At 67.2% G+C, this 14,423-nt stretch carries 12 protein-coding genes and 1 pseudogene; 7 read left to right on the forward strand and 6 right to left on the reverse strand.

The window, feature by feature from the left end; all coding sequences use genetic code 11:
• Positions 1 to 234: 234 nt before the first annotated feature.
• Positions 235 to 681 carry a hypothetical protein gene (locus D1369_RS40845; RefSeq protein ID WP_240436136.1) on the forward strand — a complete coding sequence of 149 codons (447 nt, stop codon included), beginning with the start codon at positions 235 to 237 and terminating at the stop codon, positions 679 to 681.
• Positions 682 to 754: 73 nt separating this feature from the next.
• Positions 755 to 1,702 (forward strand): hypothetical protein, encoded by a 948-nt coding sequence (locus D1369_RS40850; RefSeq protein ID WP_007379375.1) that lies wholly within the window; start codon positions 755 to 757, stop codon positions 1,700 to 1,702.
• Between the two features lie 92 nt (positions 1,703 to 1,794).
• On the opposite strand, the pseudogene D1369_RS40855 reads toward D1369_RS40850, so the two are convergent.
• Positions 1,795 to 2,339 (reverse strand): annotated as a pseudogene (locus D1369_RS40855) (hypothetical protein).
• A 116-nt stretch (positions 2,340 to 2,455) separates the two neighbouring features.
• Entirely contained in the window at positions 2,456 to 3,031 is a 576-nt protein-coding gene (locus tag D1369_RS40860; RefSeq protein WP_007379374.1) for a CGNR zinc finger domain-containing protein, read from the reverse strand.
• 205 nt (positions 3,032 to 3,236) lie between these two features.
• Here D1369_RS40860 and D1369_RS40865 point away from each other — a divergent pair, with 205 nt between their 5' ends.
• Both D1369_RS40865 and D1369_RS40870 read left to right on the forward strand, forming a co-directional pair.
• Positions 3,237 to 3,860: a LysE family translocator gene (locus tag D1369_RS40865; RefSeq protein WP_007379373.1), complete on the forward strand. Its 624-nt coding sequence runs from the start codon at positions 3,237 to 3,239 to the stop codon at positions 3,858 to 3,860.
• 558 nt (positions 3,861 to 4,418) lie between these two features.
• Positions 4,419 to 4,985, forward strand: a complete 567-nt coding sequence (locus D1369_RS40870; protein WP_037898605.1) for an SMI1/KNR4 family protein — start codon at positions 4,419 to 4,421, stop codon at positions 4,983 to 4,985.
• Positions 4,986 to 5,055: 70 nt separating this feature from the next.
• On the opposite strand, the gene D1369_RS40875 is transcribed toward D1369_RS40870, so the two are convergent.
• Entirely contained in the window at positions 5,056 to 6,114 is a 1,059-nt protein-coding gene (locus tag D1369_RS40875) for a hypothetical protein (protein WP_037898602.1), read from the reverse strand.
• A 133-nt stretch (positions 6,115 to 6,247) separates the two neighbouring features.
• Entirely contained in the window at positions 6,248 to 6,859 is a 612-nt protein-coding gene (locus D1369_RS40880) for a TetR/AcrR family transcriptional regulator (RefSeq protein WP_007379370.1), read from the reverse strand.
• A gap of 86 nt (positions 6,860 to 6,945) precedes the next feature.
• On the opposite strand from D1369_RS40880, the gene D1369_RS40885 reads away from it, so the two are divergent.
• Positions 6,946 to 7,371 (forward strand): nuclear transport factor 2 family protein, encoded by a 426-nt coding sequence (locus tag D1369_RS40885; protein ID WP_037898600.1) that lies wholly within the window; start codon positions 6,946 to 6,948, stop codon positions 7,369 to 7,371.
• Positions 7,368 to 8,216 carry an NAD(P)H-binding protein gene (locus D1369_RS40890; RefSeq protein ID WP_007379368.1) on the forward strand — a complete coding sequence of 283 codons (849 nt, stop codon included), beginning with the start codon at positions 7,368 to 7,370 and terminating at the stop codon, positions 8,214 to 8,216. Before D1369_RS40885 ends, D1369_RS40890 begins: the two co-directional genes overlap by 4 nt.
• 414 nt (positions 8,217 to 8,630) lie before the next feature.
• Here the strand turns inward: D1369_RS40890 and D1369_RS40900 are convergent, their stop codons facing one another.
• Entirely contained in the window at positions 8,631 to 9,131 is a 501-nt protein-coding gene (locus D1369_RS40900; RefSeq protein ID WP_037898598.1) for a GNAT family N-acetyltransferase, read from the reverse strand.
• 1,047 nt (positions 9,132 to 10,178) lie between these two features.
• Positions 10,179 to 10,553 (reverse strand): peptidase inhibitor family I36 protein, encoded by a 375-nt coding sequence (locus D1369_RS40915; RefSeq protein ID WP_007379364.1) that lies wholly within the window; start codon positions 10,551 to 10,553, stop codon positions 10,179 to 10,181.
• A 567-nt stretch (positions 10,554 to 11,120) separates the two neighbouring features.
• Between D1369_RS40915 and D1369_RS44660 the strand changes: the two genes are divergently transcribed.
• The gene (locus D1369_RS44660) at positions 11,121 to 14,327 is read left to right on the forward strand and encodes an RHS repeat-associated core domain-containing protein (RefSeq protein WP_007379363.1); all 3,207 of its coding nucleotides are present in this window, start codon (positions 11,121 to 11,123) and stop codon (positions 14,325 to 14,327) included.
• Positions 14,328 to 14,423 lie beyond the last annotated feature (96 nt).

Raw genomic sequence — 14,423 nt, forward strand, 5'->3', positions numbered from 1 at the left:
ATACGCAGCATCAGCTTCCCCCCGAAAGGCTGCTACCCCAGGTGTCTCACTCTCCCCTATGAACGCAGGGCGCGATAGCTGCGATTTCGCCAGCCCCGGTGTTTCGGCGAGGACCGAAAGTGCTCCCTCGCCCTGCCGGCCCATGCGTACTTTCAGAGCCAGTCACCACGGGGGTACGGCGACAGAGGCTGCCGACGGCTTACGCCGCCGCCCGTAGGCAAACGGAGGACACACGTGACATCTGCACGTCGAATGGGCGGTTCTTTGGCGGTCGCGGCAGCTCTCGTCGCCGGGACCACCGCCCTGGCCACCGCCCCGGCGTCCGCCCAGGCCGCGTCGTCAGCGCCCGCCCAGGCCAAGCGCGCCGCCTGGGACGGGAACATCTACCTCTACTACAGCGCGTCCGCCAACAGCTCATGGAGCAAGTACTACGGCTGGGTGGACGACTTCGCCGGCCATACCTTCGCGGCCGGCGGCGAAGGCCACGGCCTGCGGGTCAAGAACAACGTCAACCGCGCCTGGAACAACGACGCGACCCACGCCGCGCGGATCTACTACAACGAGAACCAGAACGCGAGCGGCAGCGCCCCGTACGACGACTTCTACCCCGGCAACGCCCGGCAGCTCAACGACGGTGTGCGCAACAACAACGCCTCGTTGAGCTGGTGGTACGTCGGCTGACACCGGCTCGGGCCCGTTCGCGACGAACGCGGACGGGCCCTTCGTACGGCCGCACACACAAGGGGGACAGGACATGCGGGCGCTCACCACACAGCTGGCAGGGCGGATCGGGGCCTTGGTCGTCCTGTCCGCCGTCGTCGCGGGCTGCGCGGAAGGTCAGGCCGTCGAGCCGCGGCCGAAGGCGTCGGGGCTGCCCCCGTTGGCCGGCGTGCCGACGCGGCTCGACGTCGGGTCGCTGGTCCTGCCCATCGAGCCCTATCTGTTCACCGACCGTCAGGTGGGGCGCCTGTTCCGGGCGCGGGCCGTGCTCACCGCGTCCTGCATGGAGCGTTTCGGCCACCGCTGGCCCGTCCCCGCGGAAGCCGCACCAGAGACCGGCACACTGAATCCGGCCAACACGGCACACCGGTACGGGATTACGGACGTCCGGCTCGCCGCCCGTTACGGCTACCACCCCGCTCCCGGCACGGTGCCGAGCAGGACCAAGCAGAAGAGTCCGGGGCCGAACCCAGGGCCGGAGGAGTTGCTGGTCCTGACGGGCCTCCATGAGGACGGCACACGGGCTGCGAAGGACGAGCGCGGACGCCCGGTCCCGGCGGGTGGATGCCAGGGGGAGGCCACGACGGCCCTGTCGGGCGACCCACAGAAGATCGGCAACCGGGAACTCGTCGGCACGATCAACATCGGCAGTTACCGCGACTCGCAGAAGGATCCGCGGGTGGTGAGGGTCTTTCGCGCCTGGTCACGCTGTATGCGGCAGTACGGCTACGTGTACGCGGATCCGACCCGGGCCCCCGGCAAGGGCGCCGAGTTCACGGGCCCGACGGCCACCAAGACCGAGATCGCCGTGGCCGGCAAGGACGTGGAATGCAAGCGCAGGACGAACGTGATCGGGATCTGGTCCTCCGTCGACGCCGCCTACCAGCGGCGGGCGATGAGCGAGAAGACACGGGAACTCGCCGCGATCAAACGGGACATCCGCACCCAGGTGGCCAACGCGGACAGAGTGCTGGGCAAGTAGCACGCGGCCGCCCCCCGCGCGGCTCTCCGACCAGCGCCGCACCCCAGAGGATCGGCCCGGGCCTCAACGCCGTACCGCACCGAGCGGGCTGGTCAAGGCCGGAAAACCAGTGAGGAGCGCAGTGGCCATGACCCCGTTATGCGGTGGGGGCTGCAGCGGGCTCTGCGAACTTCAGTCCCGCGACGCTTCGTTCGACCGGTGCTCGTGCCGCTGACAGGGCACGGTTGATCGTCCGCTGGGGGGCGCGGTGAGGTCCGGGCGCGGAAGGCATCTGATCGGCGTGGTCATCCATGAGCCGGCCCCCGTGTAGGCGCGTTCGGCGAGGAAGGTGCAGGCCGCGGTCAGGTCGTGGGCGGCCGGGCAGTGCGGGTGAGATCCACACCAACTTGCCCGCAGGGTCGGCAACGACCCGCACGTTCAGGCCTTGGCGGCACTGCTGCAGCATGGGCGCCCTGCGGGACAGATGGCTGACGACGGCGGTGACGTAGGCGTGGGCAGTGCCGACGCATAGTCCGAAACCGGCGGCGCTCTGCGCGAGTGTGTCGCTCCGGCGAAGGAAGACCAAGCCAACGATGATCATGGTTACCCACAAGACCAGGGCGTGTGGGAGGTAAAGTGCGGCAGCATCGGGAGCCAACGAGGCTCTTGCGTTGATGAGTTGAGACGTCGAACCCCTCTCTCAACGGCACAGGAGCCTCCCGCGGTGCGGGAGGGCCGCCCCGTCACCCGACGAGTGGCCACTTGGAAAAATGCTCAGTCGGCAAGGCTTGAGCTATTGCGCTTGTTGGCGAGGAAGCGTGCCTTCTTCTCGCGATTTCCACACGTGTTCATGTCGCACCATTTCCGTGTGCCGCCTCGGCTGGTGTCCAAGAAAGCGGCTCGGCACGTGGGCGACGCACACAGGGAGAGCTTTCCCTCTCGCTCTCGTGCAAGGAGAGTGATCGCATCGGCGGCGATCACGCTGAGCGCATCTTCTACGGAAGATGAGCTCAGCCGCCATTTCCGGCCGCCCTCTGCCGTCAAGATCGGCGTGGCTGAACCCTGAGTACTGCAGGAGTTGATGACTTGGACGGCTGAAGAGGGAAGCGGGTTGTGATTTGCAACGGCGGTGGCAACTGCGTGAATTGATTCCCTGAGCTCTCGAGCCCGGTCAAGTTGGAGCTGAGTGCAGGAGTCCACCTCGAGTCCATGGACTGCCAACCAGTCTGCGAGGCGAGAGGGTACAGGAATTCGCTCCAGTGTTTCACCGTAACGCTCTGACAGGGTCCCCGTGAAGCTGGTCGCCAGCACTTTACCCAGGCGGAAATCAGGGAAATAGACAGTAGCCACAGAACCACCTTAGCCAGTTGCCGCCCGAAGTGCAACCATGTTAGAACCGTCATGGGTGGTTCTGCGTCGACTCGGCGCTCTCGTAGGATTCGCCGAGGTCAGAAGCAGGTTTCCGGCCACCGACTGGGGCGACTCGGCGCCGATCGAGCACTGCTCGCGTCGAGGGGCTCCTGGCATGCCACGCCAGAGCCGGAGGTAGTTGACGATGGTGGATTTAACAGTACTGCCGAGCTATATTGCGGTGATCCTGCTCTTTCTCGCTCCGCCCGGGCCTGATATGGCCTATATGCTCGCAGTGGGTCTTGAAGGTGGTCGCCTGTCCGCGGTGAGAGCCATCCTCGGTATAGGAACAGGCATGAGTGTCTATGCCGCCGCCGTTGTTGCCGGGATGGGGGAGATCGCCCGATCGCACCCATCGGTGCTTGATGCCGTGAGAATACTGGGTGCAGGTTATCTGCTGTGGTTGGCGTACGTGACAATGCGAAGTGCGCGTCGCGCGGTCAGCGGACACGGAGACATCGCGACAGGGAGGTGGTATTTGCGAGGAGTGTTAGTCAGCCTGACGAATCCGAAAATTATTCTCTTCTACCTCGCAGTGCTCCCGCAGTTCATAGGAGGTGCAGAGAACCCCGAATTGCAGATGACTCTTCTTGGTGCAATCAACGTCCTGATGGAGATAATTCTCTACGGGTCCATTGGCGTGTTGTCGGGATTTTTTCAGGCACGACTCACCGGCTCAACAAGAGCGACGGCTGTGCTGAATTATGCTGCGTGTTCCGTTTATGTTGTGCTGGCAGCGGCGATCTCTGTCGAGGTTCTCCTGCCCTGATACTCCAGCCGGACGTCTGTATTTCTCCGGGGGGGCGTGGACGGGGCGGTCTCAGGGCGTACGCATCCGCGGCGACGGATCATGGACGCGATCTTCTACGTGGTGCACCTGGTGGCACCATGACGGCACTGTCGAGCGAATCCATGGAGCTCTACGCAGGAGGGTCCGTTCAGTCGAGCGGCGCAGTGCCGAGTCGTCCGTCGGGTTCGACTCACAGTCCGTCCGCACCGCCGACACACTCCGGGGTTCCGGCGGTCACACGGGGGCTTCGATGCAGGCAGAAGGCCAAAGCTGGCAAACGGTTCCTCGTCACCGACACACTCGGCTTGCTCCTGGCGGTCCACGTCGTAGCGGCCGGAGTCCAAGAACGATCACTGCCCACCGGCACCTGGCTCGCGACTATGAGAGCATCTCGGCCTACTCGGAGACCGTGATCCGTGGGGCCATGATTGGGGGTCATGGGTCGCCGCCTGGCGCGGGGTGGACCTGCCAATCGTCCTGGCCCCAAACCCCTTCCCCAGCTGCGGTGACGCGCCAGAACGCCAGTACCGTGTCGCTGTGACCAGTGACAAGGCCGACCGTCGCGGGCTCTGGGACGGCGCGGCGGTCCGTGCCCGTACCGCCGCCATGTCCCGGCGAGACCCTGGGCATCAGCGGTTCGGGTCCTCACACCATGGATATCGGCTTCGGCCTCCTCTGGCAGAGGACACGGTCCGGCTGTTCGAGCAGCAGCACGATGTCCGGCTCCCCGCTTCCTACCGCAGCTTCCTCAAGGATGTCGCCGACGGAGGAGCGGGACCGGACTACGGGCTCCTGGGCCTTACCGAGGAAGTGGACGACGACGAGGCCCTGCACGACCTTCGAGAAGAGGGCCGACGCGTGGGCTTCCTGGCCACGCCTTTTCCGCACACCACCGAGTGGCCGGGGCCGGGCAAGAACGGTGATGCCAACTACTCGGTCGGAGGGAGTCTCGTCATCGGGGAGCGCGGTTGCGGCATGTTCCACCGGCTGGTCGTCACGGGGAGGAACGCTGGCCAGGTCTGGCTCGACGATCCCGACTGGGGCGGCCTGACACCCGGGCCGGACTTCCGAGACTGGTACCTGGCATGGCTGGCTACGACCTGACTGCTGGGGTCTGAGGCCCGTCGGGGCAAGCTGGTCGGCAGATCCGGAACGCGGTCTCAGCATGGAACTGTCAACTGTTGCGGCGTGTCCACTGCGCGGCCCGGACCGTTCCCTCCTGAATGTCCTGCCGGGGCAGTTGGAGGTCGAAAGCGTCCTCCAGGGCGTGGAAGTACAGCTCGAACTCGCTGGTGAGTTCGGGGTGGTCCAATTCGGCACGGCGTATGGCCTGGTTGAGGAAGTCAAGCTGACCCCCTCGGAAGTAGGGGGCGCGGCCTCGGTCGTACCAGATCAGCTCCAGGACGCCCCAGTCGTCATCGACACGGCGGCCGTCGCGCATGTAGTCGAAGGTGTAGATGGCCTTCGCTGAGGTGGCGTTCAGGTGCACCGCCTCGGTGACACCGAGCCGGGCGAGAGCCTCAAGATCGGGCCCGGAGCCGGGGGTCTCGTGGTACATCAGGAACGCCCAGTCGCCGGCCTTCCCGTAGCAGCAGGTTTCCCAGACGATGTCCCAGTGGTCGAACGTCCCGCCGTCCATGCTGCGCAGATCCGCAAGACGGGTCCCGGCGGCGATCTGTGCGGGGTCGGCGCCGTGAAGCAGGGCGATCTGTTCGGCGCTGATGCTCTCGCCACGGAAGAAGGCGAGGTGGGTGTAGGGGTCCTGCTCGCGCCAACTGCCGGCGATCCAGGCAAGGCGCTCCAGCGGGTCGCGCCCGCACGCAGCGGAGGGCCGCGTACCGTCCATGCCGCCGTTGCGGAATCGGCTGCCCCAGGCGGGGTTGATCCGGTCCAGCAGCTCGGCCTGCCCGGAGACGAGATTGGCCACCGGACCGTGACCCGGGGACCGGGCCGCGATGTGCTCGGCAAGCTCGCGGACCGCGTCCTCGGCGGCGAAGTACAGCACCTGATCCAGGTCCTGCGTGACGAAGACTTCCCGATAGGGACCGATGTGGCCGTGCACCGTGCCGCCGTCGTCCAGGACCAGGAAGAGACGACCGTGCGACTCGCCCACGTGCCGCTCGTACTGGTCGGGTGAGGTGCCGATGGGCGGGAGCATCGCGTCGTCGAGCACGTCAGAGCCCGCGGACACCTGGTGCCAGGCCCGCTTGAGTGTGTACGCCGAAATCTGCATGGGCGTCAGTATGCGACCGGCCACTGACACGGTTGTCTCCAGAAGGTGTCTTCGGTGGCGAGGTGGCCGGTGGGTGGGGCCCTGCAAGGTGCTGCGCCGTCAGGAGGATCGTGCTGAGAGGAATGATCTTCGATCATTCCTCGGCGTTCGGTTCCGGCACCGGGCCCGGGCCCAGGACCCTGGTGGCGAAGTCCGCCAACTGAGCCCGCATTGTCTCCCGCGGGACGCCCTCCTCGCCGGCCAGGTGCTCGACCAGGTCGGCTCGCGTGGCGGCGAGCAGGGCGTGGGCGATGAAGTCGGCGTCGGGCAGGCCGGGAATCTGCTCCAGCACGGATTGGAGCAAGCCGTGCCACCCCTTGTAGTGGTCCGGCTGATACGGGCTGGTGCTTGCTCCGCCCGCCTCCAGCGCGAGCGTGAGGCGTCGGTTGTCGAGTTTGAAACACAGGAGGGCGTCGAGCAGGGCGATAGCGCGGGTCCCCGGAGGGGTCGCGGGTCCCAGCGGCGGCGGGCCTGACTCGACGGCCTCCCTGATCGGGTCGAGCCGTGCCTCGTACAGCGCACGCAGCAGGCCGGCGCGGTCACCGAAGGCGCGGAAGAGAGTCCCTTTGCCGACGCCGGCGGCCTCGGCGATGTCGGCCATGGTGACGTCGCCGGGGCTCTCGCGGCCGGCGAAGAGGGTGTCGGCGGCTGTGAGCACGGCTTCCCGGTTGCGGACGGCGTCCTTGCGGGACTTGCGTTCGGGCATGGTGCTCCCTCGTTTGCAAAGCGGACCGGAGGTCCGTATCGTCGAAGCGGACCCAAGGTCCGGATTCCGTGAACTGGAGGATACCCATGTCCGCACCGACTTCGCCGGTGGACCTGTACCGCCACAGCCTGCGACTGCTGCTCGACAAGAACATTCCCGCATGGGTCGACCTGTGGGCCGAGGACGGCCTCATGGAGTTCCCCTTCGCGCCCGCAGGCCGGCCCCAGCGCCTGGTGGGCAAGGAGGCCGTCGCCGCCTACATGCGGCACTATCCCGACCACATAGATCTGCACGGCTTCCCCGACCTGCGGATCCATCAGACCACCGACCCGCAGACCATCGTGGTCGAGATGCGGGGCGTCGGTCGCCTGGTGCAGACCGGCGCCCCCTTCGACATGACCTACATCGCCGTCGTGACCGTCCGAGACGGGCGTATCACCTCCTACCGCGACTACTGGAACCCCCTCGCCCTCCAGGAACCCGGCACCGACTTCGCGGGGAGCGGCCGATGACGACCGCAGGCACCACTTTGGTCATCGGCGCCACCGGAACCACCGGCAGCCGCACTGCCGCACAGCTGGCAGCCGGCGGCCACCGCGTCAAAGCCGCCAGCCGGCGGGGCACCCCGGTCGCCGACGCCGAGCCCGTCCCCTTCGACTGGCACGCCCCCGACACCCACGCCTCCGCGCTCGACGGGGTCGACCGTGTCTACCTCATACCGCCGGTAGGTGACTCCGAGGCCGCAGCGGTCATGCTGCCGTTCCTTCGGCAGGCCCGCAGCCTCGGCGTTCGACGCGCGGTGCTCCTGAGCTCCTCGGCCATTCCCGCAGGCGGCCCGGCGGTGGGAACGGTGCACCAGGCCCTGCCCGGTCTGTTCCAGGAGTGGGCCGTACTGCGACCCTCGTGGTTCATGCAGAACTTCACCGGCGCGCACGCGCACGGCCGCAGCATCCGTGACGAAGGCACCATCTGCACCGCGACCGGACGTGGTCGCGTCGCCTTCGTGGACGCCGAGGACATCGCAGCCGTCGCGGTCCGCGCTCTGACCGACGAACGGGCCCCCGACACCGACCTCGTCCTCACCGGCCCCGAGGCGCTCAGCCACGACGACATCGCCAGGATCATGACTGAGGTCACCGGCCGGTCCGTGGTCCATCGCCGTCTGACGTACGAGCAGATGCGCGATCGCCTCACGGCGGAAATCCCGGTGGAGTTCGCCGCATTGCTGGCCGACATGGATCGTGCGATCGCCGCGGGGGCGGAGGACCGCGTCACGGACGCGGTCCAGCGGCTCACCGGCCGGGCCCCGCGCAGCTTCCGGGCCCTGCTTGAGGCGGAGACGCGCTGCGGTGGCTGATGTTCGGGGCCGATCGGGTGTGAGTGTGTCGGCACGCGGCGACTCCTCGCAATTCCAGGTCGTCCTGGGTTGCATCCGGGTCCCGCGGCTGGGGCCGGGCGGGCCGCGTGTTCGTCCTGCTGGGGTCCGCGCCGACAACGCGTACGCCTTCCGCAAGAACCGCGCCTACCTGCGCCGATGTGGTATCCGCTGCACCATCCCGGACGAGGCCGACCACCCGCAACCGCATGAAACGCGGCTCCCATGGCGGCCGCCGCCGAAGTCCGACCCGGCGGACTACAAGGCCCGGCATGCAGGGGAGTGCGGCATGAATCGCTCAATAGACGCCGTGCCGTGGCGACGCGCTGTGACGAGCTCGCGTCCGCTACGAGGCGACCGTCCTCGTAGCGGACAACAACGCATGGCTGTGACCTCTCACGCCGCTCGTTCCATGCAGACCAACTGGTCCCGCTCGTCCCACGACTCGGTGACGGTGAATCCGAGCCGCTCGTACAAAGCGATCGCGCCCGCCCGCCATTTCCACACCGACAGCCGTACCGTGCGGACGCCGCTCTCCGCAGCATGCACGAGCGCGGCGCTGACCAGGCTGGACGCGATGCCCCGCCCTCGGAACGCCGGGTCCGTCCAGAGTCTTTTGACCTCGGACCGTCCGTCGACAGAGGCGGTCACCACCAGGCAGCCCACCGCGGTGTCTCCGCTCAACGCCAGCAGCACGACGTCGTCAACGAACACGGCCTGCGGGTCCGCGATCTCCACCCGGTAGCGGTCCGGCAACCCCTCCACACCGGCGACGGCCTCACCCTTCTCGGCCTGCGTCTGCAGATGGTAGGCCGCCAGCAGATCTGCCAGCCCATCCTGGGCGGAAGGGGCCTGGCCTGGCCAGCGGACGATGAGAACCTCGCGTTGATCAGTCACGACGTGAGCATCGCATGACACATGCCAGGGCCAGAACAAGTATCTTGATCCACTTTCGGCACGCGCCCCAAGAGCGCCACCTGGGGCCGGCGCGGACGCACGACGGTGGTGGCGGTGACCGCCGCCGACACCAAGCGGGTCTGGACGGCCACGCTGATCTGCACCAGCGCATGCGGTACGACACCGGGCTCATCGAGGGCTTCGTCGCCGGGACCGGGCTCGACCTGACACCGCCGGAAGCCATCGAGGATCCTGGTGCCGGAAGGCACCGCCGACCGGATTCACGACGGGCTCGGCGTCGCCGGGCGAAGTCGATTCGTCCCTGGTCGAGGCCACCGTAGTGAGCGCCGTGGCCTCGGTGGTGTTCCGGCGCGAGCGCCAGGTCCGCCAGCGTCCGCACCGGCCCGTCCGAGTACAACTCCGTCCGGAAGCATGACACTTCCGCGAACGGCTCCGGCAGGACTGGCTTCAGCAGTCGAAAGCCCGGAAGCGGTCCGCGCTGCCTGCCACACGCCCAGCGCTGATACGAGGCGATGCGGCTGCCGTGAACCAGCGGCGCACCCGGAAGATCGGGACTGGATATCACGGCTGCCGAGAACGTGAAGACTGGGCAGGGCTTCCCACGCGGGATCCGGTCCCGGCGCCAGCCGGATCCTGCCAAGGTCCTCCTCTTTCGGCGAGGACCGAAACAGTTCCCCTGTGCCACCAGACGTGTTCTATTCTCAGGAACGGGTGGCACGAGAAGCCCGGGGTGTGCGTCGTCATGTGTCTTTTCCGGGATGCCGGAGGGAAGGACGCCGTCGGAAAGGACCGCAGGAGGGGTCGCATTGCGATCGGGGCGGAATCTGCCGCACGAGGCAAACAGTCATGTATGCCGACGGTTTGACAGCTCCCCGGTATTTTCTTCCCTCCCGTACTAACACCCTTGCCTATGCGGAAACGTCGCCACCGACATGAGTCTGCCCCGACCCCGGTGAGTCCGACGCTTCATTCCCCGGCTTCCAGGGTGAAAGCGCGTCGGATCACCGGAGAGTGCACGGAATCACCTCAGCATTCGCCGCGCCAGACCGCCTTGGTGAACACCACGCCACTGGTGAAGTTCCACTTGTAGTCGCCGGGTCCGGGGTTGTAGTGCAGGCAGTCCTCATAGGTACCGCCGTTGTACGTCCAGGTCAGTTCGATGTGGTCCTCACCTGGGAACTCTACGCCGTTGTTGAAGACGGATCTGCCGCTGACGCTGCCCGTCCAGTTGCCCGCGGACTTCACCAGCAACTGGCCGGTCTGACCCTCGCCCGCGTATATGCAGAAGTAACTCTTCTCGCATCCCGGAGGGTTCGGTTCCGCTGACGCGGCGGGCGAGAGGGCGAGCACACCGGAGAACGCGGCGGAAACAGCCAGTGTCACGAATAAGCGCTTACGCACGAATCTTCCTCCTCTTTCGACGTCGGTCCATGCCCACCGTAGCAACGGCCAGGCGAGGACGGAAGCATTCCCCTGATCACGACCCCTTGGTGGTGCAGCAAGAGAAACTTGATATCAACGCCACCCGTCATGGAACCGAGAATTCCGGGGACCGTTTTTCGCCGTCCTGAACAGGGAGGTCCGAGCGATTCTCGAACGGCGTTTCCGCCGTCACCTGCACCGCGCCATGAAAAGCGCCCCGAACAATGACCTGTTCACGACCCAACCGTCCGTGCCGCATATTGCCTCTGGCCGATGTTCGGTCAGGGTGTGACCTCTTGGCCTCCTCGGCGTGACTGCCGAACTCGTCTCCGCAAGGGGGAAAAAATGCACCATCCGTCATTCCCGGCGTCACCGGACGCCCCTCGTCGACGGCGGAGAAGTCTCCGTGCCCACTGCGCACTGCCACTGACCTCGGTGTTGGTCACTCTGGCTCTGACGGCAACCGTCGCACCGGCCGCAGCGGCACCGCACACGAGCCCCACGGACACCCCGGGTTCGCACTGGGGCAGATCCACGCCCGCGAAGATGCCCGCCGTGCGCGCCGGCGTCACCAGACCTCCGCACTCCGTCCCCTCCGCTGCTCCCGACTCCGGCGAACGCGCCTGGCAGCAGCGCGAGGAGAGACGCTTACGCGGGCAGGAGCCGGCGCCCGAGCGCTCCGACGCTCTGCAGCCACAGCGCTATGTGCCCGAGGGACAGGGCGCCGTGCCCTGGCACCAGATCAGCGACTTCCGCATCACCGACGCCCTCGTCGGCCGGATCGACCACTCGACCGGCAACTTCATGCTGGCCGCCACCGACTTCGACATCGCCGGCGTAGGTCAGAGCCTCCAGCTCACCCGCACGTACAACTCCCTGGACGCCCCGTACGGTGAGGTCGACGCGCAGTGGTGGCTGGGGTACGAGCGCAGACTCGACCTGTCCTTCACCGACCAGGTCGTCCACTACGACAACACCGGCGCGACCGTCGAGTACGGCAGGAACGCCGACGGCACCTTCGCCACTCCTGGCGGCTACTCGAAGGACCTGCGCAAGAACGCGGACGGCACCTACACCCTCACCGACCGCTCCTCCGGCCTGGCCGACACTTACGCCGCTGACGGCAGCCTCACCAAGGTCAGCGACCGCAACAACGGCGCGGTCACCGTCGCCGCCCACCAGGACTCCTCCGGTGCGCCTGCCGGGTTCAGGCTGACCGAGACGCGCTCCGGCCGGTGGATCGACCTGACCCGCTCCACCAGCACCACTTGGCAGGCCAAGGACAACAGCGGACGCACCGCCCGGTACGAGGTGGACGCCGCCTCGGGCCGGCTGGTCCGCACCGTCGACACGGCGGGCAAGGCGACGGCCTTCTCCTACGACACCGACGGCCGACTGGTGAAGCTGACCACGTCGGAGTCCAGGTCCGCGGTACTCACCTACGACGCCCAGGACCGGGTTACCTCGCTGCGCCGTTACTCCGAGACCGGCGGCGGCCCCGGCCCGACGTACAAGTACTCCTACACGGGGGCCACCCACCACGACGCGGGCGTCACGACCGTCACCGATCCGCTGGGGGACACCAGCGAGTACCACCACACCGCGGACGGTGAGGTCACCAAGACCGTCGACGGACTGAAGCACGAGCGGTCCAAGACCTACAAGGACCACCTGGTGCAGACGGCCACCGACGCGATGGGCACCGGCAACGGCGGCCCCGGTGGCAACATCACCACGTACGGGTGGGACACCCGCAACAATCCCACCTCCGCCAAACTACCGACCGGTGCCACCGCCACCGGTAGCTGGCAGACCATCGCCGGCGCCGACGTGCCTTCCTCCGCCAACGGCCCGGACGGCGAGAAGACCGAGTTCAGCTACGACACGGCCGGCAACACCAAGACCGTCACCACCACGGGCACCGGGGGTGGCACCCGCAGTTTCACCCACAACGAGGCCACCCCCACCTGCGGCGGCTTCCAGGGCCAGACCTGCTCGGCCACCGACGCCAACGGCAAGAAGACGTCCTTCCGTTACGACGGACAGGGCAACCTCATCACGGCCACACCACCCGCCCCGCAGAGCCCGGCCGGGTACACGTACGACGCGCTCGGACGCACCCGGACCGCCACGGACGGGCGGGGTGTGAAGACCGTCTACACCTACGACGACCGTGACCGGGTCACCAAGGTCACGAGCCCGCAGTCCACGGTGACCTACGTCTACGACGACGACGGCAACCTCACCACGCGCACCGACCCCACAGGCATCCAGACCTACCGGTTCGACGCGCTCAGCCGGGAGACGATCCGCACGCTCCAGGACGGCTCGCAGACCGTGCTGGCGTACACGGCCGACGGCAACGTCGACACGTACACCGACCCCGGCGGCGTCACCGACTACGAGTGGGACGCCGCCAACCGGCTCACCTCGCTGACCGGGCCCACCGGCAAGAAGACCACGTACGAGTACGACAACAATGACGCACGCACCAAGACCACCTATCCGGGCAACACGGTGCAGTCGGTGACCCTCGACGGATCCGGCCGCCCGAACAACATCAAGAACATCGCGCCGTCCGGTCGTATCACCAGTGACCTGTCGTACACCTACGCCTACACGGCCGGCACCGAAACCCTTGACGGGATCAAGATCCGCTCGCTCACGGACAACTTGTCCCGCACCAGGACGACCTACCAGTACGACTCCGCCGGCCGGGCCTCCCTGGCCGAGGAGATCGAGCCGTCGGGCCGCAAGACCTCGTGGCAGTACTGCCACGACCCGGCCGGAAACCTGCTCTCGCAGGGCTCCGTCCCCGGCTGCCCCGGCTCCACGGTCTACACCTACAACGACGCCTCCCAGCTGGTCGCCCGCAACGGCATCACCACCAACTGGTCCTACGACAGTGCGGGCAACGAGACCGCGGGCGCCCCGACCACCGCAGCGACCCGCACCGCGGAGCAGTACACCGACTTCAGCCAGCTGAAGTCCCTGACCGTCGGCGACACCACGTACAGCGCGCAATACGCCAGCACCGACAGCAGTGAACGCACCCGCATGGGCAGCACCGTCTTCCACAACGGGCCCCTGGGCCTGTCCGGACAGACGACCGCAGGCAAGGACACCGAGTTCATCCGCGAACCCGGCGGCACACTCAACTCCCTGACCACCGGCGGAAAGAACTACTACTACCTCACCGACGCCCTCGGGTCGGTCACCGGTCTGGTGGACGAGAGCGGCAAGCAGGTGAACACCTACCGCTACACGCCCACCGGGATCAGCCGGTCGGGCACCACCGAATCCGTGCCCCAGCCCTACCGGTTCACGGGCGGCTACCAGGACCCCACGGGTCTGTACCACTTCGGCGCCCGGTACTACGACCCACAGATCAGCCGTTTCACCCAACCCGACCCCTCCGGCCAGGAGAAGAACCCCTACCTGTACGCGGAAGGCGATCCCCTCAACCGCATCGACCCCAGCGGCACCTACTGGCTCGTCGAAACGGCCAGCAAGCTCCTCGACCTCAAGACCGTCGCCGAAGGCGGCCTGGCCTTCCAGGAGGGCAACGGCAGGAAGTTGTGGGGCGTCGTGGCGGGAGCGGCGGTCGGTGCGGCGGCTGAAGCATCGTGCACCGCGCTCGCCGGTGCCGCCGGGATAGCGACAGGTGGTGCCGGGTTCTTCGCCGCGGCGGGCTGCCTCGCGCTCGGCGAGGTCCTCGGCAACCATACGGAGGACAGCATCGCAGGCGGCTGACCCAAGTCCCCCGCACAACCCACGAGAAGAGGACTGTCCATGATGACCGCCGAGACTTCAGGACGCTACGACTACCTGCCGGCGACCGGCTGGGTC

The sequence above is a fragment of the Streptomyces sp. CC0208 genome (genome assembly GCF_003443735.1).
Classification (GTDB): Bacteria; Actinomycetota; Actinomycetes; order Streptomycetales; family Streptomycetaceae; genus Streptomyces; species Streptomyces sviceus.

What these genes read in the sequence shown, in the direction of transcription:
- D1369_RS40875 (WP_037898602.1), bottom strand. Translation starts at nt 6,114, where the DNA reads ATGCAGATTTCGGCGTACACACTCAAGCGGGCCTGGCACCAGGTGTCC.
- D1369_RS40850 (WP_007379375.1), top strand. Translation starts at nt 755, where the DNA reads ATGCGGGCGCTCACCACACAGCTGGCAGGGCGGATCGGGGCCTTGGTC.
- D1369_RS40890 (WP_007379368.1), top strand. Translation starts at nt 7,368, where the DNA reads ATGACGACCGCAGGCACCACTTTGGTCATCGGCGCCACCGGAACCACC.
- D1369_RS44660 (WP_007379363.1), top strand. Translation starts at nt 11,121, where the DNA reads ATGCCCGCCGTGCGCGCCGGCGTCACCAGACCTCCGCACTCCGTCCCC.
- D1369_RS40885 (WP_037898600.1), top strand. Translation starts at nt 6,946, where the DNA reads ATGTCCGCACCGACTTCGCCGGTGGACCTGTACCGCCACAGCCTGCGA.
- D1369_RS40880 (WP_007379370.1), bottom strand. Translation starts at nt 6,859, where the DNA reads ATGCCCGAACGCAAGTCCCGCAAGGACGCCGTCCGCAACCGGGAAGCC.
- D1369_RS40865 (WP_007379373.1), top strand. Translation starts at nt 3,237, where the DNA reads ATGGTGGATTTAACAGTACTGCCGAGCTATATTGCGGTGATCCTGCTC.